Consider the following 18,967-nt stretch of genomic DNA (forward strand, 5'->3'; position numbering starts at 1 on the left):
GATGGGTTAAAATGTCGGCATGCCTCACGAAGAGCGGGCGCTTATCGGCGACGTTGAGCGTCGGCTGGCCAAGAAATACACGGCTCTTCCCGAGGATCACATCGCCGCCGTCGTGCGGCATGCTTATGCACAGTTCCAAAGTAGCCGGGTGCGTGGTTTCATTCCTTTGCTAGTGGAGCGGCGCGCCGACGAGGAACTCGAGGAACTAAGCGTCTTGCGACCGGATCTGGCCGCGCTTGCCTTGCGCGATCTCACCATGGCGGGCAACGCCTAGCGCCGTCGCGAACCCTTCGGCGCCGGCATCTCAACCATTGCCAGCGGGCCGGCAGTGCCGTCGAAGTCGCTGAGAACCAGCGGATCTGTCATCTCACGAATTGCGCGGCCTGGTTGGCGAGATCGAGCAGCGGCTGCGGGAAGACACCCAGGCCGATGGTCACCGCTGCGCACACCGCCATCGCGGCTTTACTCCAGAAGCTGGGCATCACGACGTGCAGCTGATCGGCGGGCGGCTCAGTGAAGAACATCAGCACGATCACCCGCACGTAGAAGTAGGCCGCGACCCCGCTGGCGATCACACCGATGATCACCAACGGCACCGCACCGCCCTCGGCCGCCGCCTGGAAAACCGCGAGCTTGCTGACGAATCCGCTGGTCAACGGGATACCCGCGAAGGCGAGCAGGAACATCGAAAATAGCAGTCCCACACCGGGATAACGCTGGCCGAAGCCGGCCCAATGCGACATGGTGGCATCTTCGTCGCCGCGGGCGTTGCGGACCAAGCCGACGACGGCGAATGCGCCCACGGTGCTGAAGCTGTAGGCGACCAGGTAAAACATGGTCGACGCCAGGCCGGCCGGATTGTCTGCGATGACACCGGTGAGGATGAAACCCACGTGTGCGATCGACGAGTACGCCAGCAGCCGTTTCACGTCGGTTTGGTTCACTGCGGTGACGGTGCCGACCACCATGGTCAGGATCGAGATCGCCCACAGCACAGGCCGCCATTGGTCATGTAGCGGCGGAAGCGCCACGTAGACGACGCGCAGCAGCGCGCCGAACGCCGCGACCTTGGTAGCCGCGGCCATGAACCCGGTGATCGGCGTTGGTGCACCCTGGTAGACGTCGGGAATCCACGAATGGAACGGGGCCGCGCCGGCCTTGAACAACAGGCCGACGGCCAACAATGCGACGCCGATCAACGCCATCGATCCGCCTGCGCCGCCGCGCAGCTTTTCGGCGATGCCGGGCAGCGACAGCGTGCCCGTCGCGCCGTAGAGCAACGCAACGCCGTAGAGGAAGAAGGACGACGAGAATGCGCCCAGCAGAAAGTATTTCACCGATGCCTCCTGAGACAGCAAGCGGCGGTGACGGGCCAGCCCGCACAACAAGTACAGCGGCAGCGATAAGACTTCCAGCGCGACGAACATCGTCAGCAGGTCGTTGGCCGCGGGGAACACCAGCATGCCGCCGACGGCCAGCATGGTCAGCGGGAAGAGCTCGGTCTGTCTCACCCCGGCGCGGATAGCCTGATGCTCAGCCGCGCTGTCGGGCACCGCAGAGGCTTGCGGGGTAAAAGAATCCAGCCCGGCAGCGATGTGGGCGGTGGCGGTCGCCGCGCCCGGTCCGGTGGCGGCGCCCTTCTCATCACGCCGTTCGGCGATGAAGATCACTGCCAGCACGCCCACCAGCAGGATGGTGGCCTGCAACAGCAGAGTGGGTCGGTCGATAGCCAGCGCCTGCAGCACCGCTGTGCGGCCGGTCTGCGGCAGCTGTCGGCCGACGACGACGACCGCGACGAAGGCGGCGATCAGCCCGCTGACCGCAAGGACAACCTGGGCGCCGTAGCGGGCCCGCCGCGGCAGGAACGCCTCCACCAGAACCCCGACCACAGCGACGCCGAAGACGATGAGCATCGGTGAGAGCAGGCCGTATTCGACGCTGGGAGCGGGCACAGAAACAGACGTCATCGGCGCGGTCCTTCCGCCGTTCCCGGTACGCGCGTGACACCCGCCCGCACGATCGGTGCGGGGTCGTGCTGGCCGATGGCGGTCATGGTGTTGGCCACCGCCGGGTTGATGATGTCCAGCACCGGTTTCGGGTACACGCCGAGCACCAACAGCAGCGCGATGAGCGATGCGACAACGACGATTTCGCGCGGCACCAGGTCACGGATCCGCTCGTTGCCCGCGGCGAGCGGGCCCGTCATCGCCCGTTGGTAAAGCCACAGAATGTAGATCGACGAGAGCACCAGCGCGGTGACCCCGAACGCCGCCGCGAGCCAGTAGCGGCTATACGCGCCGATCAGCACCAGGAACTCGCTGATGAACGGCGCCAGCCCGGGCAGCGACAACGTGGCCAGACCTGCGACCAGGAACGTGCCGGCCAGCACCGGCGCCACCTTCTGCACACCGCCGTAGGCGGCGATCGACCGGCTGCCGCGGCGCGAGATCAGGAATCCGGCGATCAAAAACACTGCGGCGGTGGAGATGCCGTGGTTGAACATGTACAGCGTCGAGCCGCTCTGGCCCTGGGTGGTCATCACAAAGATACCCAGGATGATGAAGCCGAAGTGCGAGATCGATGTGTAGGCGATCAGCCGCATGATGTCGGTCTGGCCGATGGCCACGATCGCGCCGTAGATGACGCCGATGACCGCCAACACCACGATGGCCGGCCGGAAATATGTTGACGCGTCAGGGAACAACTGTAGGCAATAGCGCAGCATGCCGAAGGTGCCGACCTTGTCCATCACCGCGGTGATCAGCGCCGCCGTGGCCGGTGTGGACTCCACCACGGCGTCGGGTAGCCACCGGTGGAACGGCCACAGCGGCGCCTTGATCGCGAACGCGAACATGAAGCCCAAGAACAGCGCTTTGAGCACCGCCGACGAGGCGCCGAATGATCCCGACGAGACGGCGGCGACGATCTGGCGGAAATCGAAGGTGCCCGAACCATGTTCAGCGGTCACCACGTACAACCCGATCACGGCGGCCAGCATGATCAGGCCGCCGAACAGGTTGTACAACAAGAACTTCACCGCAGCGCGGGACCGGTGGGCGCCGCCGAAGCCGCCGATGAGGAAATACATCGGGACGAGCATCGCCTCGAAGAACACGTAGAACAGCAACACGTCCAGCGAGACCACCGAGACCAGCACCATCGACTCGACCGTCAGCGCCAGCGCGACGTAGGCCTGGGGACCGCGCGAGCGCTCGCCACCTGACGACCGCCAGCGCAGCGGGTCGTCAGCATCGGCACTGTCGTTCCAGCCCGCCACCAGCAGCAGCGGTACCAGGACGGTGGTCAGCAGCACCAACACCAGCGCAATTCCGTCGACACCGAGGGTGTAGCCGGCGCCGAATGCCGGTATCCAGCGGTGGGTTTCAACGAATTGGTAAGTCTGGCCGCCGGTCTTGAATTCGACCGCGATCAGGATGGACACCACCAGCACGGCCACCGAAACGGCCAGGCCGGCCCATTTCGCGAATTGCCGCCATCCGGCCGGCATCAGGATGACGGCGATGGCGCCGGCCAACGGCGCCATCCACAGCACGGACAGCCAGGGGAAGGTCACCACAGTCGCACCGCCAAAATCGCCGCGGCGACCAGCGCCGCGCCCACAAACATCGACAACGCGTAGTTGCGGGCGAACCCGGTCTGCAATCCGCGCAACCGGTCCGAGGTCCGGCTGACCAACGCGGCCAGGGCGTTGACCGAGCCGTCCACGCCCTGGTTGTCGAATTCGACCAGCGCGTGGGTTAGTTGCCCACTGGGTCGCATGAACACCTCCTCGTTGAAGGCGTCGCCGTAGAGATCGCGGCGCGCGGCCGTCGTCAGCACCGACACCTCGGCGGGTGCGGTGTCGGGGACCCTGCGCAGGCCGTAGAGCAGGACGGCCACGCCGATGCCGACCACGACGATGCCGACCGTGACGATGGTGAACGCCCACGTCGGCAAGACGGGCGAGCTTTCCTCGAAGCTGACTACCGGTTCCAGCCAGTGCCGCAGCGTGCCGCCGATGGCCAGCAGTCCGCCGGAGAACACCGACCCGACCGCGAGCAGGCTCATCGGCCAGGTCATCACCGCGGGCGCCTCATGCGGACGTGTTTCTGCGGCCCAACGCTTTTCACCGAAGAACGTCATCAGCATCACCCGAGTCATGTAAAACGCGGTGATCCCGGCGCCCAGCAGCGCTGCCCCGCCCAACAGATAGCCGCGGACTCCGCCGGCGTCCAGCGCGGCTTCGATGATCGCGTCCTTGGAGAAGTAGCCGGCGAACGGCGGCACTCCGATGATCGCCAGATAGCCCAGCCCGAACGTCACGAAGGTGATCGGCAGCGCCGCACGCAGCCCGCCGTAGCGGCGCATGTCCTGTGCCCCGTCCATCGCGTGGATGACCGCGCCGGAGCCAAGGAACAGGCCGGCTTTGAAGAAACCGTGGGTGAGCAGATGCATGATCGCAAAGACGTAGCCGGCCGGGCCCAGCCCCGCGGCCAGCACCATGTAGCCGATCTGACTCATGGTCGACGCCGCCAGCGCGCGTTTGATGTCGTCCTTGGCGCAGCCGATGATCGCCCCGAACAGCAACGTCACCGTGCCGACGACGATGACGCCGAGCCGTGCGTCCGGCGCCAGGTCGTAGAGCGGATTGGATCGCACAATCAGATACACCCCGGCAGTCACCATCGTGGCGGCGTGGATCAGCGCGGACACCGGGGTGGGACCCTCCATCGCGTCCCCGAGCCAGGCCTGCAGCGGAACCTGCGCGGATTTGGCGCAAGCCCCCAACAGCAGCAGCAACCCGATCGCGGTGAGCGCGCCGCGGCCGGCTCCCGGCGCTTGGCCGAACACTTGCGCGTACGACAGCGTCCCGAAGTTAGCGAAGATCACGAAGATCGCCAGCGCCAGTCCGGCGTCCCCAACCCGGTTCATCACGAACGCCTTCTTGGCCGCGGTGGCCGCGGTCGGCCGCTGATACCAGAAACCGATCAACAGGTACGACGCCAGGCCCACGCCTTCCCAGCCGGTGTAGAGCACCAGGTAGTTGTCGGCCGCCACCAGCAACAGCATCGCCGCCAAGAACAGGTTGAGGTAAGCGAAAAACCTGCGGCGGTCGGGGTCTTGCGCCATGTAGCCGACCGAGTAGATGTGGATCAGCGATCCGACGCCGGTGATCAGCAACACGAAGCAGATCGACAACTGGTCGATCTGCAGACCCAAATCGACGTGCAGACCGCCGACGGGGATCCAGCTGAACAGGTGCTGGCTGATGGTCCGGGCGTCGCCGTGCCGGCCGAGCAAGTCGGCCAGCAGCGCCAGACCGATGCCGAACGCGCCCAGCGCGGTCGCGCAGCCGAGCAGGTGGCCCCACGCGTCGGTGCGTCTGCCGCCGAGCAGCAGAATCGCGGCGCCGGCCGCGGGCAGAGCTACGACCAGCCACGTCAAATGCGTCATCCGGTCAGCCCTTGAGCAGGTTGGCGTCGTCGACCGAAGCCGATTTGCGGGCACGGAAAATCGTCATGATGATGGCCAGGCCCACCACGACTTCGCAGGCGGCGACGACCATGGTGAAAAACGCCACCATCTGGCCGTCGAGTTGACCGTGCATCCGGGCGAACGTGACGAACGCGAGGTTGACCGCGTTGAGCATCAGCTCCACGCACATGAACATCACGATGGCGTTGCGGCGCAACAACACACCGGCCGCCCCGATGGTGAACAGCAGCGCCGAAAGATAAAGGTAGTTCTGCGGGTTCATCGCGCACCCTTTCCGGTGATGCCGCCAGGTCCATTGGCGCCACCTCGGGCATGGGATTCCAGCTCCTCGGCCGTTCGCTGTTCCAATACCTGCGGCACCGACAACCGGGAGTAGGAGCCGTCCGGCAGCCGCGCGGCCATGTCGACCGCGTTATGCCGGGCATAGACACCCGGACCGGGCAGCGGCGTCGGGTGACCACCCGGGTAGAACCGTTCGATTGACTGCTCCCGCTGAGTCTTTCGGCGCTCAAAGCGCTCGCGGTGCGCCAAAATCATCGCGCCCACGGCGGCGGTGATCAGCAGTGCGCTGGTCAGCTCGAACGCCCACAGGTAGCGGGAGAAGATCAGCGCCGCCAGACCCTGGACGTTGCCGCCGGCGTTGGCTTTGGTCAATCCGGTGAAACCGCCGGCGGTCACCCGGCCGATGCCGGCGATGAGCACCGCGCCGAATCCGACACCGGCGACCACGGCGGCCACCCGCTGTCCCCGCAGCGTCTCGACCAGAGACTCGGCCGAGTCAACGCCGATCAGCATCAGCACGAACAAAAACAGCATCATCACGGCGCCGGTGTAGACGACGATCTGGACCACGCCGAGGAATAGCGCGTCCTCGATCATGTAGAAGACCGCCAGGATGATCATGGTCATCGCCAGAAACATCGCGGAATAGACGGCGTTGGCGGCCATCACCACGCCTGCCGCCCCGATCAGCGCCAGCGCGCCCAGCGCGAAGAACGTCACCGCCTCGCCGGTGGAGGTGCGGGTAATTGCGTCAGCGGCAAAGTGGCCGGCCAGCAGCGTAGTTCCCGGGCCGGTCATAATGCGGCATCCGAACTGTGCTTGTCCCGCAGGCCTTCTGACGTCACGTTGCCGCGGTAGTAGTCGGCGTCCGTCGCACCGTCGGCCCTCGGGTGCGGCGCCGGCGTCATCCCGGGCTCCAGCGGCGCCAGCAGCCGGTCCTTTTCATAGATCAGGTCGGCGCGGTTGTCGTCGGCCATCTCGTAGTGGTTGGTCATCGTCAACGCGCGGGTTGGGCACGCTTCGACGCACAGTCCGCAGCCGATGCACCGCAAGTAGTTGATCTGGTAGACGCGTCCGTAGCGCTCGCCGGGGGAGAACCGCTGCTCCTCGGTGTTGTCGGCGCCCTCGACGTAGATGGCGTCGGCCGGGCAGGCCCAGGCGCACAGCTCGCAGCCGATGCACTTCTCCAAGCCGTCCGGGTACCGGTTGAGCTGATGGCGACCGTGATAGCGCGGTGCCACCGGGCCGGGTTTCTCCGGATACTCCTCGGTGACCGGCCTTTTGAACATCGTCCCGAACGTGACGCCGAATCCGGCGAGGGAGCTGAGGAATTTAGCCATTGACAGCCTCCTTGGTCGCCGGTGCCAGCGGCCGGCCCGGCAGTGGCGGCGTGGGGAACGCCGGCTCGGAGCGCTGTACCGCCACCGGCAATTCGTGGCGCTTCTTTTGGCTTCGCTTGCTGCCGAACGGTTTTCGCAACAGCGCCAGCAGCAACGCGGTGACGACGAGGCTGGCGATCGCCAGCGCCGGCGTCCAGTGCGAATAACCTTCGTCGCGCAGCGTGCGGATCGTCGCGGCGATCAGCGCCCACGCCAGCGACACCGGGATGAGGATCTTCCAGCCCAGCGCCATGAATTGGTCGTAGCGCAGTCGCGGCAGGGTGGCTCGCAACCAGAAGTAGGCGAAAAGGAACAGCCACACCTTGGCGGTGAACCACAGCACCGGCCACCAGCCGGAGTTGGCGCCGGCCCACATGTCCAGCGGCCACGGCGCATGCCAGCCGCCGAGGAACAGCGTGGCGGCCAACGCCGACACCGTGGTCATGTTGATGTACTCCGCCAGATAGAACATCGCGAAGCTCAGCGACGAGTACTCGGTGTGGAAGCCGGCGACCAGTTCGCCCTCGGCCTCGGGCAGGTCGAACGGCGCGCGATTGGTCTCACCGACCATCGACACCAGGTACACCGCGAACGACGGCAGCAGCAGAAAGACGTACCAGACCCGGTCCTGGGCCGACACGATCTGCGAGGTCGACATCGTCCCGGCGAACAGGAACACCGTCGCGAACGACAACCCCATCGCCACCTCGTAGGAGATCACCTGCGCGGTGGAGCGCACCCCGCCCAGCAGCGGATAGGTCGAGCCCGACGACCAGCCCGCCAGCACGATGCCGTAGACGCCGATCGACGACAGCGCCAGGATGAACAGCACCGCCACCGGCAGGTCGGTCACCTGCAGCGCGGTCCAGTGGCCGAAGACCGACACCTGCGGCCCGAAGGGGATGAACGCGAAGGCGGTGATCGCGGGAATCGTGGAGATCGCCGGTGCCAGTATGAAAATCGGCTTCTCGACGCCGAACGGGGTGATGGGCTCCTTGAGCGCCAGCTTGACGCCGTCGGCCAGGCTCTGTAGATATCCCCGCGGGCCGACCCGGTTGGGCCCCCACCGCATCTGCATCCGGCCCAGGATCTTGCGTTCGGCCAAGATCGCGACCAGCACCGTCAGCACCAGGAAGACAAAGACGGCAAGCGCTTTGGCCAGGATCAGCCACCAGGTGTCATGCCCGAAACCGGAGATCATTGTCGCCGCTTCTCCTCATCGCTTCGTCCCCCTCGCCGCTGCGCGGCTGGGGGTGCCCCCACTGCATCGTCGCGGCGCGTCATGACCCAACCCCAATCTGCACCACGGCGCCGGCTGTTACACCCAACGTCCGGTGCACCGCCGAGCCCGGTGAGTTCAGCGGCAGCCACACCACGTTGTCGGCCATCTCGGTGATGGTCAGCGGCAACGTGATCGCGCCGCGGTCGGTGCTGACGGTGACCTCGGCGCCGTCAGCCGCGCCTATGGCGTCCGCCGTTTTGGCCGACAGCCGCACCACCGGCGTGCGCGCGGTGCCGGCCAGGTGGGGTTCGCCGTCTTGCAACCGGCCCGCGTCGAGCAGCATTCGCCATCCGGCCAGAACCGCTTGGCCGGCAGCGGGTTTGGGCGCCGCGGCCGCGGCGACGTTCGGCACGGCGCCGCGCGTGCCGGCCCAGACACCCAGCGCATCCAGCTCGGCGCGCGCGGCCTCGACGGTGGGCAGCCCCAAATCGATGCCCATTTCGTCGGCCAGGGTGTCGAGCACTCGCAGGTCCGGTGTGGCCGCGGCGGGCAGGGCGGCCGGGAAGCTGCGGCGCCGGCCCTCCCAGTTGACGTAGGTGCCCGACTTTTCCGCCACAGGCGCGATCGGGAAAACCACGTCGGCGCGGTCGGTCACAGCGCTGTGCCGCAGCTCCAGGCTCACCACGAAGCCCGCCGCGTCCAGGGCGGCCAGCACGCCGTCGGGATCGGCGAAGTCGTAGGGTTCAACGCCGCCGACGAGCAGGGCGCCCAGCGTGCCGTCGGCGACCGCGGCCAGGATCCCGTCGGCGTCGCGGCCGTCGGCGACAGGCAATCCAGAGACATGCCAGGCCTCGCGCACTTGCGAGCGGGCCGTCTCATCACCCAGCGGACGGCCGCCGGGCAGCAGACCCGGCAACGCCCCGGCCTCCAGCGCTCCGCGTTCTCCGGCGCGGCGAGGCACCCACGCCAGTCGCGCCCCGGTGGTGTCGGAGAGCCGGGTCGCGGCCGACAGTCCGCCGGGGACACCGGCTAGCCGTTCGCCGACGACGATGATCGCTCCCGGTTTAGAGAAAAGAGGCGGCAGGTCAGCGAGCTCGCCGGTGGCCAGCCCGTCCAACACGCTGGCCTCGGCGCCAGGCACCGTCTGAATCAGCTTGCCGGACAACTTCTTCAACCCGCTGCTGGCGAATGGGGCAATGGCGTATACCGGCAGTCCGCGTTTGCGGGCGGCCTTGCGCAGCCGCAGGAATACGATCGGCGACTCTTCCTCGGGCTCGAAGCCGGCCAGCAGGACCACCGATGCCGATTCCAGGTCGGAGTAGCTGATGCCCAGCGACCTGCCGGCGACCCGGGCCGCCAAAAATTGTGTCTCCTCCGCCGAATGCGGGCGGGCGCGAAAGTCGATGTCGTTGGTGCCCAAGGCGATTCGAGCGAACTTGGAATATGCGTAGGCGTCCTCGAGGGTCAGCCGGCCACCGAGCAGCACGCCTGTGCCGCCCGTCGCCGCGGTGAGCCCGTCGACAGCGGTTGCCACCGCGTGCGGCCACGAGGCGGGCGCCAGCAGGCCGTCCGCACCGCGCACCATGGGAGTGGTGACCCGGTCGGGCTGGGTGGCGTAAGTGAATGCCCATCGGCCTTTGTCGCAGTTCCACTCCTCGTTGACCTCAGGCTCGTCGCCGGCCAACCGGCGCAGCACCTTGCCGCGGCGATCGTCAGTGCGCTGGGCACATCCTGACGCGCAGTGCTCGCAGACACTCGGGCTGGAGACCAGGTCATAGGGGCGGGCCCGAAACCGGTAGGCGGTTCCGGTCAGCGCGCCGACCGGGCATATCTGCACAGTGTTGCCGGAAAAGTACGACTCGAAGGGCTCGTTCGCGTAAATGCCGACCTGCTGCAGGGCGCCGCGCTCGAGCATGTCGATGAAGATGTCACCGGCGATCTGCTCGGAGAACCGGGTGCACCGCGCGCACAAAATGCAGCGTTCGCGGTCCAGCAGTACTTGCGAGGAGATGTTGATCGGCTTGGCAAACGTGCGCTTGACATCGTTGAAGCGGGAATCGGCACGGCCGTTGGACATCGCCTGGTTTTGCAGCGGGCACTCACCGCCCTTGTCGCACATGGGGCAGTCCAGCGGGTGGTTGATCAGCAGCAGCTCCATCACCCCGTGCTGGGCCTTGTCGGCCGCTTCGGAGCTGAACTGGGTGCGTACCACCATGTCGTCGGTCACCGGGATGGTGCACGACGCCATCGGTTTGCGCTCGCCCTCGATCTCGACCAGGCATTGGCGGCAGGCGCCGACCGGGTCCAGCAGCGGGTGGTCGCAGAACCGGGGGATCTGAACGCCGATCAACTCGGCGGCCCGGATCACCAAAGTGCCTTTAGGAACGCTGATTTCGGCGCCGTCAATGGTCAACGTCACCAGCTCCGGCTGGGAAACCTTCGCTGCGGTGTCTACCGTTTGGGTCACGCGTGCCGCTCCTTCCCCCAACTAGTCCGCGCGCGTGCGCAGAATGCCGGCCAGGGCGGCGTGTCGCGGTGCAAGCACGCGCACTCGCGCCGGAAGCCCGCGCGAGTCACGCGTGGTCTCCGTCCGGCGCGAGCATGGACAGCTTGGGGTCGAACGGGCATCCGCCGCCGTCGACATGGGCGACATATTCGTCGCGGAAATACCGGATCGACGACATCACCGGGCTGGCCGCGCCATCGCCCAACGCGCAGAACGACTTACCGAGGATGGCGTCGGAGATGTCGAGCAGTTTGTCCAGATCCTCCGTGGTGCCCTTGCCGGTTTCCAGGCGCTCGTAGATCTGGCTGAGCCAGAAGGTGCCCTCACGGCACGGCGTGCATTTGCCGCACGATTCGTGTCGGTAGAAATCAGTCCAGCGCGCCACCGCGCGCACCACACACGTCGTCTCGTCGAAAATCTCCAACGCCTTGGTGCCCAACATCGAACCGGCCGCGCCCACGCCTTCGTAATCCAGTGGCACGTCGAGGTGCTCATCGGTGAGAAGCGGAGTAGACGACCCACCGGGCGTCCAGAACTTCAGCTTGTGCCCGGCCCGCACGCCACCGGCGTAGTCGAGCAATTCCCGCAACGTGATGCCCAGCGGCGCTTCGTACTGGCCCGGCCGGGTCACATGCCCGGACAGCGAATACAGCGTGAAGCCAGGTGATTTCTCGGTGCCCATCGACCGGAACCAGTCGACGCCGCCCAGGATGATCGGCGGGACGCTGGCGATGGTCTCGACGTTGTTGATCACCGTCGGGCAGCCGTACAGACCGGCAACCGCGGGGAACGGCGGACGTAGCCGCGGCTGGCCGCGGCGGCCCTCCAGCGAGTCGAGCAACGCCGTCTCCTCGCCGCAGATGTAGGCGCCGGCGCCGGCGTGCACCACCAGCTCCAGGTCGTAGCCCGAGCCGGCGATGTCGCGGCCCAGAAAGCCTGCGGCGTAGGCCTCGGCGACCGCGTTCTGCAGGCGCCGCAGCACCGGCAACACCTCACCGCGGACGTAGATGAACGCGTGGCTGGCCCGGATCGCGTACGACGCGATGATCACCCCTTCGACCAGGACGTGCGGGGTGGCCAGCATCAGCGGAATGTCCTTGCACGTGCCGGGTTCCGACTCGTCGGCGTTGACCACCAGGTAGTGCGGCTTGGCGACCGGGCCACTGTCGCCCTGCGGGATGAACGACCACTTCGTGCCGGTCGCGAAACCCGCCCCGCCGCGCCCGCGCAGCCCGGAATCCTTGACGACGGTGATCACGTCGTCCGGCGCCATCTTCAGGGCTTTTCGCAAAGCCTGGTAGCCGTCGTTGCGGCGATAGGTGTCCAGCGTCCAGGACTCCGGATCGTCCCAGTAGCGGCTCAGCACCGGAGCCAGCGGTGTCTGGGGCGCCATTACCGGTCGTCCCCTGCGCGGTCGGCCTCCGGTGGCGTCATGTGGTGTTCCTTGGCAATTCGCAACCCCGCCAAGGTCGCTTCACCGGCACCGCCTTGGCCTTCGTCGGGACGCGAGTCCGGGAAACCGGCCAGGATCCGCTCGGTCTGGCGGAACTTACACAACGCAGCGCCGCGAGTGGGTGCGGGGGGATTGCCCGTCCGCACCCCGTCGACCAGTTCGCGTGCCGACGCGCACGTCTGATTGTCGAAGAACTCCCAGTTGACCATCACCACCGGCGCGAAGTCGCACGCCGCATTGCATTCGATGTGCTGCAAGGTGATCGAGCCGTCGGCAGTGGTCTCGTCGTTGCCGATACCGAGGTGCTCTTTGAGCGAGGCGAAAATGGCGTCGCCGCCCATGACGGCGCACAGCGTATTCGTGCAGACACCGACGAGGTAGTCGCCGGTGGGCCCGCGGCGGTACATGGTGTAGAAACTCGCCACCGCCGCCACTTCGGCGCCGGTCAGGCCGAGCTGTTCGCCGCAGAATTCCAAACCCGCCGGTGTCACGTAGCCGTCCTCGGATTGCACCAGGTGCAGCAGCGGCAGCAGCGCCGAGCGCGGGCTGGGGTAGCGGCCGATGATCTCCTTGGCGTCGACTTCCAGCCGGGCCGCTACCTCCGGCGGATACGACTGCGGTGCGCCCTCGACGACGAATTGGCCTGGCTCTTCGGGCGGCGGGCCGAGGCGGACGAACACCCGCTCGCCGTCGGCGCCGGCGCCGGGAGTTTGCGCCGCCCTCACCGGTCCACCCCGCCCATGACCGGATCGATGCTGGCCACCGCGGCGATCACGTCGGCGACCATGCCGCCCTCGCACATCGCGGCAACGGCCTGCAGATTGGTGAACGACGGGTCCCGGTAGTGCACCCGGTAGGGCCGGGTGCCGCCGTCGGACACCATGTGCACGCCCAACTCGCCGCGCGGCGACTCGACCGCGACGTACACCTGGCCGGCCGGCACCCGGATGCCTTCGGTGACCAGTTTGAAGTGGTGAATCAGCGCTTCCATCGAGGTGCCCATGATCTTGGCGATGTGCTCCGGCGAGTTGCCCAGCCCGTCCGGGCCGACTTTTAGGTCGGCCGGCCAGGCGATCTTGCGGTTCTCCACCATGATCGGGCCGGGCCGCAGCTTGTCCAGGCACTGTTCGACGATCTTCAGCGACTCTCTCATCTCTTTGACCCGAATGATGTAGCGCGCGTAGGCATCACACGTGTCATCGGTGATCACGTCGAACTCGTAGTTTTCATACCCGCAGTACGGGTCGCTCTTGCGCAGGTCGTAGGGCAATCCGGTCGCCCGCAGGCACGGCCCGGTGACTCCCAGCGCCATACACCCGGTCAGGTCCAGATAGCCGACTCCCTGGGTCCGGGCTTTCCAGATGTAGTTGTCGTTGAGCAGGTTTTCCATGTCATTCAGCCGACGGCCCAGCAGCTTGACCAGCTCCGGGATCTCGCGCAGCGCGTCGGCAGGCAGATCCTGGGCGAGTCCACCGGGCCGGATGTAGGCGTGGTTCATCCGCAAGCCGGTGACCATTTCGAACAGGTTCAGGATCAGCTCGCGTTCCCGGAAGCCGAGGAACATCGCCGTCATCGCACCCAGTTCCATGCCGCCGGTCGCCAAGGCGACCAGATGCGACGAGATCCGGTTGAACTCCATCATCATCACCCGGATGACGTTGACTCGTTCCGGGATCTCCTCGGTGATCCCGAGCAGCTTCTCCACTCCAAGGCAGTAGGCGGTCTCGTTGAAAAACGGTGAGAGATAATCCATTCGGGTTACGAACGTCACGCCCTGGGTCCAGTACCGGTACTCCAGATTCTTCTCGATCCCGGTGTGCAGGTAGCCGATTCCGCACCGGGCGTCGGTGACCGTCTCACCTTCGATCTCCAGGATCAGCCGCAGGACACCGTGCGTGGACGGGTGTTGCGGTCCCATGTTGACGACGATGCGTTCACCGGGTTCGCCTTTGCGTGCCGCCTCGACGATCTGTTCCCAATCCTGGCCCACGACCGCGACCAGGGTTTCTCCGCCGCTGCTCTTGTCGTTGGGGGTAGTGGTCTCGCTCATCAGTTGTAGGCCCTCCGCTCATCGGGCGGGGGAATGTTCGCACCCTTGTACTCCACCGGGACGCCGCCGAGTGGATAGTCCTTGCGCTGCGGATGCCCGTGCCAGTCGTCGGGCATTTGGATTCGCGTCAACGACGGGTGCCCGTCGAAGATGATGCCGAAGAAGTCGTAGGTCTCACGCTCGTGCCAGTCGTTGGTCGGGTAGATGGCGAACAACGACGGGATATGCGGATCACTGTCCGGCGCAGACACTTCCAGCCGAACACTACGGCCGTGCGTGATCGACTTGAGCGGATATACCGCGTGCAGCTCGCTTCCGGTTTCGTGCGGGTAGTGCACGCCGTTGACGCCCAGACACAATTCGAAGCGCAGCCCCGCGTCGTCGCGCAGTCGACCGGCCACCTGCGGCAGCAGCTCGCGGCGCACGTGCAGAGTCAGCTCGTCGCGGTAGACCACGACTTTCTCGACGGCGTCGTCGAATGCTATGCCTTCTGTGCCGTCACCTTTCAACGCCGCGGCCAGCCGGTCGACAACCTCGTCGAAGTATCCGCCGTAGGGCCGTGGACTGCCGGCATCGATCGTGACCTGGCGTAGCAGCCGTCCGTATCCCGACGTGTCACCGGTGCCGCGGACGCCGAACATGCCTCGGCGAACGTCGATCACCTCTTTATCGGACTGGCCGGCGGCAACGGGTGGTCCACCCACCTCGCTGGCTGCTCGTTTTGGGTCCTGCTCAGGTGAACTCATCTCAACAGTCCGCGCATCTCGATCGTCGGCCTGGCTGCCAGCGCTGCTTGTTCGGCTTCGGCGATGGCCAGTTCGCGGTTGACGCCTAAGGGCATTTCGGCGATCTTGTCGTGCAGCTTGAGGATTGCGTACAACAGCATCTCCGGGCGAGGCGGGCACCCGGGTAGGTAGATGTCAACCGGCACGACGTGATCCACGCCCTGGACGATCGCGTAGTTGTTGAACATCCCGCCCGACGACGCGCATACGCCCATCGCCAGCACCCATTTCGGCTCGGCCATCTGGTCGTAGATCTGGCGCAGCACCGGGGCCATCTTCTGGCTCACACGACCGGCCACGATCATCAGGTCGGCCTGCCGGGGCGTCGCCGAAAACCTCTCCATGCCAAAACGCGCGATGTCGAACCGGGGACCGGCGGTGGCCATCATCTCAATCGCGCAGCACGCCAATCCGAACGTCGCCGGCCACAACGAGTTCTTGCGGAAGTAGCCCGCCAGCGTTTCGACGGTCGTCAGCAAGAAACCGCTCGGCAGTTTCTCTTCTAGGCCCACGTGTTACCTCAATCCCAGGTCAGGCCGCCGCGGCGCCATACGTATGCGTAGGCCACAAAGACCGTGAGCACGAACACCACCATCTCGACCAGCGCGAATACCCCAAGCTTGTCGTAGCTGACCGCCCACGGGTACAGGAACACGATTTCGATGTCGAAGACGATGAACAGCATCGCGGTCAGGTAGTACTTCACCGGGAACCGCTGCCCGCTGCCCGCGTGCGGCGCGTTGGCCGGCTGATCGCTGGGCTCGATCCCGCATTCGTACGCTTCGAGCTTCGCCCTGTTGTAGCGCGACGGGCCGATGATTTGCGCGAGCGCAACCGAGCCGAGGGCAAAAGCAGCGGCGATCCCCCCAAGCACCAGGATGGGTAGGTACAGATTCATGCCGCGAAGACGCTCCCTCACTGTTCATCGATTTGGGCTGACTGTGAGCTGAACTACAGCCTAGCGATCGCGCGTGGTCCCGCGCTCAGCAGTCTAGACGTGACCTCAACCACAGCAGGGTGGGTAGTCGGACAGTCAACCCATGCGGGTAGAGCTTGTTCAAGAAACACTAAGGGCGCGAACATGTTTCGCTGGTCGATGGGCGACGGGAACCGGAGCCCGCAGGAGTCGTCGAGCTGCGCCCGGGAGGCTGTTCGGGTGGGCTCAGGGTTCCCAGAGTCAGCTAATGCACCGCGGGGCGCAGCAGCTCGAGCACCGTTCGGCTGAGCCGAATCGGGTCGATCGGCTGCGGCACCGACGCCTCGGCGCGTGACCAGCTGGCTAGCCAGGCGTCGTCGCGCCGGCCGGTGAGCACCACGATCGGCGGCCCCTGGGTGATCTCGTCTTTCAGCTGCTTGGCGATGCCCATGCCGCCCTCCGGGGTCGCCTCGCCGTCCAGAATGGCCAGATCGATGCCTCCGGCGTCCACCTGTTGGATGACGACCGGGCCGGTGGCCACTTCGACGTAGCTCAGCTCGGGCAGATCCGGGTGTATCCGTTTGCCCAACGCCAGCATGACGTCTTGCCGGGTCTCGGCGTTGTCGCTGTAGACGAGGATCCGCAGCGGGCTGGTCGCAGACACGGTGCAGATGGTACTGCCCGGCGACGGTGCGGGCTTACCGCGGCGCCCGTACGAAGCACACGTCGGCCGACGCTGTCGCGGTCTCGGCGATCACGCCGAGCCGGTTCCAGTCAAGGTTGAACTGGGCCCGGTCGACCTCCGTTTTCGCAGATAGCCGCACCGAGCCGTCGTCGAGCAGGATGATCCGGACCGGCAGCGGCACCGGCGCGGTGACCCCCTTGATGCTGAAGGTCGTCTGCAAATGGGCGGCATTACCGGTTGTCGGCTGCACCGCCGTAACCACCACGCTGATCTCCGGAAACCGCTCGACGTCGAAGAAGTCCGCCGACCGCAGATGCTCGTCGCGTTTACCGATTCCGGTACGCAACGACGCCGCCTGGATATCGAGGCGGCCGAAGATGGCACCCTTGCCGGTGATCTGCCCGTCGGCGTTGAAGTCGGTGAACCGGCCTTTGACGCTGATCAGACCCCACATGTTCTTGATCTTGAAGCTGATCGTCGATCGATCGGGAACGAGGTTCCACACCCCCGGGGTGTCGGGATCGTTCAGCAGCGTCTCCACGGTATTCATGCGCGCTCGTCGTCGTGTCTCATCAGCACCTCCATTGCTCGGCTAGCTCAGCAGCGGGGCGAGTTCGGCTGGATCGAAGTACTCATCAATACGGCTGATCAGGGCTGGAGAACTAGCGGAGACACCCAACTTAATCACGATGCAGACCCGCAGCGCGATCGATCGCAGCAAACAGTTGATCAGCCACCTCGTTGATCGTGACGGCCTCGACAGCTGGCATGGCATGACGGTACCCGTCGGCTCAAAACAGCGTGCCGCAGAAAGGTGCCTGTGCTACCCGAAAAGCCGCATCCAGCTCGCGTAATCCGCCGTCGCGCCGTTCGGCGATGCGATTGGCCCGGAATAGCTCCGGCGCTCGATGCGCACCCGTATAAATCGTTGCCAGTTCCGCCAGCCCGAGCTCGACGTCCGGAGAGCCCTCATGCGGCGCGCATTTCCCGACGCCATCGCGAGTCTGAAGTAAAAATCGTCCCCCGCCAAGACCGAGCGGGTCGTTGACTTCGAGTACGAGATCGACGTCGGCGGTGTACGCGCGGGCGCCGAGCACCTCGGGAATATCGTTGATCCGCACCCAGAGCCAGTCGCTCTGGCCGTTGATTTCAGCGGCGCGCAGATCGGTCAGCTTGAGCGGAAGCGGATCGTCCACCGACACGTCGATCTTCACATCGTCGAACATCTGCAACGCCAGCAACGTCTGCAGCAATTCCGTATGAGCTTCATCGGTAATGGGGCAGAAGTCCTCGACCACCGCGGTGCCGAACGGTGGCCGGAATGCGTGTTTGCCCGCGCCCATGACTCGATATGTCAGGAAGCCGTCCGGATGGATTGTGCAGTTCAGCTCAGATCCGTTGCCTCGCTGTGTCGGCCTGTCTTCTAAGGCGTCGTTCCACCAAGCACTGTTGCGCTGCACCGCGCCACTGGTCGCGGCGCACCAGCGCTGGTAAATCTCCGGCACATGCCGCCTTGCTTCGGCAGCGTTGACTTCACGCGCCCGGTTCGTGGTCGGCTTGTTTCGCAACTTCGCGAAGCGGCGGTCAAGACAGTAGTTCTGGCTGTAGCTGGCCACGCCGGCACCGAAACCGTCGTAAATCGCGGTCTGGGTCGGGACGCCGCAGACAACCGGATAACCCCGACCCATAAGTATCCCAAGCCCTTTGGCGGACAGTTGCGCCCATACTCCCTGCCGCTGATGCGTGGACGCGACCGCGATCATCGTCAGCCACGCGGCTCGCAGGCTCGCGCCACCCGGCACTGTTAGCCGGGTTTGGTAGATGATCGACGTGCCGACCACAAATGGCTGCTGCGGGTCGGAGACATCCTCGGCAACCAAGATGTCGTCGAGTTCGACTCGGCGTTTCCACGCCTCGACACTGGCAGTGTCCACCGGGTCCCCGAAAGCGCGTGCCTGGTTTTCGTAGACATCCGGCAAGTCCTCTTCGGTTGGATGTCTGATGCTGAGGGCGTCGTCCGTCGTGGTCATCGATATCCAATTCGCTTGTAGCTCGGCCGAACGGGCGCTTTTGGGCACCGAGATCTGCCGCAGCTGGTTGGTTGCGTTTAGCGATGCTGCGGCTTCCGTGTCACGTACCCACCCAGTGCTGGGAGCAATCATGGGAGGCGTTGGCGGTGTCATGCAGTCTCGA

At 65.7% G+C, this 18,967-nt stretch carries 18 protein-coding genes; 1 reads left to right on the forward strand and 17 read right to left on the reverse strand.

What is annotated here, in order from left to right:
* The first annotated feature begins 19 nt into the window (after window positions 1-19).
* The gene (locus M5I08_RS04300) at window positions 20-274 is read left to right on the forward strand and encodes a three-helix bundle dimerization domain-containing protein (RefSeq protein ID WP_219068400.1); all 255 of its coding nucleotides are present in this window, start codon (window positions 20-22) and stop codon (window positions 272-274) included.
* 88 nt (window positions 275-362) lie between these two features.
* On the opposite strand, the gene nuoN is transcribed toward M5I08_RS04300, so the two are convergent.
* The 17 genes from nuoN to M5I08_RS04385 all read right to left on the reverse strand — a co-directional run bounded on the left by nuoN (window position 363) and on the right by M5I08_RS04385 (window position 18,804).
* Complete coding sequence (gene nuoN, locus M5I08_RS04305; RefSeq protein ID WP_219068399.1) at window positions 363-1,967, reverse strand: NADH-quinone oxidoreductase subunit NuoN; 1,605 nt, start codon at window positions 1,965-1,967, stop codon at window positions 363-365.
* Window positions 1,964-3,577 (reverse strand): NADH-quinone oxidoreductase subunit M, encoded by a 1,614-nt coding sequence (locus M5I08_RS04310; RefSeq protein WP_219068398.1) that lies wholly within the window; start codon window positions 3,575-3,577, stop codon window positions 1,964-1,966. The genes nuoN and M5I08_RS04310 overlap by 4 nt, the downstream gene beginning before the upstream one ends.
* Window positions 3,571-5,454, reverse strand: coding sequence for an NADH-quinone oxidoreductase subunit L (gene nuoL, locus M5I08_RS04315; RefSeq protein ID WP_219068397.1), 1,884 nt, complete (start codon window positions 5,452-5,454; stop codon window positions 3,571-3,573). The genes M5I08_RS04310 and nuoL overlap by 7 nt, the downstream gene beginning before the upstream one ends.
* A gap of 4 nt (window positions 5,455-5,458) precedes the next feature.
* Entirely contained in the window at window positions 5,459-5,758 is a 300-nt protein-coding gene (nuoK, locus tag M5I08_RS04320) for an NADH-quinone oxidoreductase subunit NuoK (protein WP_219068396.1), read from the reverse strand.
* A complete protein-coding gene (locus M5I08_RS04325) occupies window positions 5,755-6,576 on the reverse strand; it encodes an NADH-quinone oxidoreductase subunit J (protein WP_219068395.1) in 822 nt (273 codons plus the stop codon). Before M5I08_RS04325 ends, nuoK begins: the two co-directional genes overlap by 4 nt.
* Window positions 6,573-7,118 carry an NADH-quinone oxidoreductase subunit NuoI gene (nuoI, locus tag M5I08_RS04330; protein ID WP_219068394.1) on the reverse strand — a complete coding sequence of 182 codons (546 nt, stop codon included), beginning with the start codon at window positions 7,116-7,118 and terminating at the stop codon, window positions 6,573-6,575. Before nuoI ends, M5I08_RS04325 begins: the two co-directional genes overlap by 4 nt.
* Window positions 7,111-8,355, reverse strand: coding sequence for an NADH-quinone oxidoreductase subunit NuoH (gene nuoH / locus M5I08_RS04335; protein WP_219068407.1), 1,245 nt, complete (start codon window positions 8,353-8,355; stop codon window positions 7,111-7,113). Before nuoH ends, nuoI begins: the two co-directional genes overlap by 8 nt.
* Before the next feature lie 82 nt (window positions 8,356-8,437).
* Window positions 8,438-10,846 (reverse strand): NADH-quinone oxidoreductase subunit G, encoded by a 2,409-nt coding sequence (locus tag M5I08_RS04340; RefSeq protein ID WP_219068393.1) that lies wholly within the window; start codon window positions 10,844-10,846, stop codon window positions 8,438-8,440.
* 106 nt (window positions 10,847-10,952) lie between these two features.
* Window positions 10,953-12,278, reverse strand: coding sequence for an NADH-quinone oxidoreductase subunit NuoF (gene nuoF / locus M5I08_RS04345; RefSeq protein ID WP_219068392.1), 1,326 nt, complete (start codon window positions 12,276-12,278; stop codon window positions 10,953-10,955).
* On the reverse strand, window positions 12,278-13,063 hold the full coding sequence (gene nuoE / locus M5I08_RS04350) for an NADH-quinone oxidoreductase subunit NuoE (RefSeq protein ID WP_219068391.1): 786 nt from the start codon (window positions 13,061-13,063) through the stop codon (window positions 12,278-12,280). The genes nuoF and nuoE overlap by 1 nt, the downstream gene beginning before the upstream one ends.
* Window positions 13,060-14,388 (reverse strand): NADH dehydrogenase (quinone) subunit D, encoded by a 1,329-nt coding sequence (gene nuoD / locus M5I08_RS04355; RefSeq protein ID WP_219068390.1) that lies wholly within the window; start codon window positions 14,386-14,388, stop codon window positions 13,060-13,062. The genes nuoE and nuoD overlap by 4 nt, the downstream gene beginning before the upstream one ends.
* Entirely contained in the window at window positions 14,388-15,134 is a 747-nt protein-coding gene (locus tag M5I08_RS04360) for an NADH-quinone oxidoreductase subunit C (RefSeq protein WP_219068389.1), read from the reverse strand. Before M5I08_RS04360 ends, nuoD begins: the two co-directional genes overlap by 1 nt.
* Window positions 15,131-15,685 carry a NuoB/complex I 20 kDa subunit family protein gene (locus tag M5I08_RS04365; protein ID WP_219068388.1) on the reverse strand — a complete coding sequence of 185 codons (555 nt, stop codon included), beginning with the start codon at window positions 15,683-15,685 and terminating at the stop codon, window positions 15,131-15,133. The genes M5I08_RS04360 and M5I08_RS04365 overlap by 4 nt, the downstream gene beginning before the upstream one ends.
* Before the next feature lie 8 nt (window positions 15,686-15,693).
* Window positions 15,694-16,071, reverse strand: coding sequence for an NADH-quinone oxidoreductase subunit A (locus M5I08_RS04370; RefSeq protein WP_219068387.1), 378 nt, complete (start codon window positions 16,069-16,071; stop codon window positions 15,694-15,696).
* Window positions 16,072-16,354: 283 nt separating this feature from the next.
* Window positions 16,355-16,753 (reverse strand): Rv3143 family two-component system response regulator, encoded by a 399-nt coding sequence (locus M5I08_RS04375; protein WP_219068386.1) that lies wholly within the window; start codon window positions 16,751-16,753, stop codon window positions 16,355-16,357.
* Between the two features lie 34 nt (window positions 16,754-16,787).
* Window positions 16,788-17,324, reverse strand: coding sequence for a YceI family protein (locus M5I08_RS04380; RefSeq protein ID WP_219068385.1), 537 nt, complete (start codon window positions 17,322-17,324; stop codon window positions 16,788-16,790).
* A 241-nt stretch (window positions 17,325-17,565) separates the two neighbouring features.
* Window positions 17,566-18,804: a GNAT family N-acetyltransferase gene (locus M5I08_RS04385; protein WP_219068384.1), complete on the reverse strand. Its 1,239-nt coding sequence runs from the start codon at window positions 18,802-18,804 to the stop codon at window positions 17,566-17,568.
* Window positions 18,805-18,967: the final 163 nt, after the last annotated feature.

It is taken from the genome of Candidatus Mycobacterium methanotrophicum (assembly GCF_023515995.1).
Classification (GTDB): domain Bacteria; phylum Actinomycetota; class Actinomycetes; order Mycobacteriales; family Mycobacteriaceae; genus Mycobacterium; species Mycobacterium methanotrophicum.